1 pseudogene is annotated in these 709 nt (G+C 68.8%); it reads right to left on the minus strand.

What is annotated here, in order from left to right:
* Positions 1 to 709 (minus strand): annotated as a pseudogene (locus tag IEG05_RS23125) (2Fe-2S iron-sulfur cluster-binding protein); the annotation flags it as partial.

A 709-nucleotide genomic window follows, 5' to 3' on the forward strand; every position in this document is an offset into this window, starting at 1 on the left:
GGCAGCATGGCGATGAAGCGATCGAATACGAGCGCTTGACCTGGTTCCCGCCTGAATGCACCGAAAGCGTGAGGAACTGGCCGGGCTCGAACTCGAACGGCAGCGCACCCACGCCCTCCACTGGCGCTAGCCGAAACGTCTTGACCTTGGGCGTCTCCTGGAAGACGCGTGCGACCCGCAGCTTGCCCACCCAGCCGCCCATGGTGGACACAGGTGCGCGTGCCTGTGGCCCGCCCTCGGCCGGCACGCCCGGAGACACGGGCGCCGCGGGGGCCGGCGCCCCGGTGCGCAACGTGGCGAGGACCGCATTCGTGCGTCGGGTTCGCGCCACGTACATCCAGGCGGCCAGCAGCGCAAAGGCCAACAGCAACGCCATCGTGAAGTAGTGGAAGCCCGACAGGCCAAAGACGCCGTGCGCCAGGGCCGTGGTCAGGGGATCGGTCAGGTTCATCTCGCGCCGGAACCACGCCAGCGCGATCCCCCGCGGCGCTTGTCCTTCGGCCAGTGCGCGGTAGGCCGACAGGCCGCTGTCGAATTCGCCCCAGGCTACGCGCATGCGATCAGATACTTCCTGCAGGCCGTCGTAGTCGTTGCGCTGGACCGCGTGCGACGCCTCCGACGACAGGGACGCCAATAGCTGGATCCCTTCGTGCATCCGGTGGTGGGCGAGCTGCTCAACGCTCGCGCGCCGCTCCGGCGGTAGATCCGG

The organism is Stutzerimonas kunmingensis, from assembly GCF_014764705.1.
GTDB lineage: Bacteria > Pseudomonadota > Gammaproteobacteria > Pseudomonadales > Pseudomonadaceae > Stutzerimonas.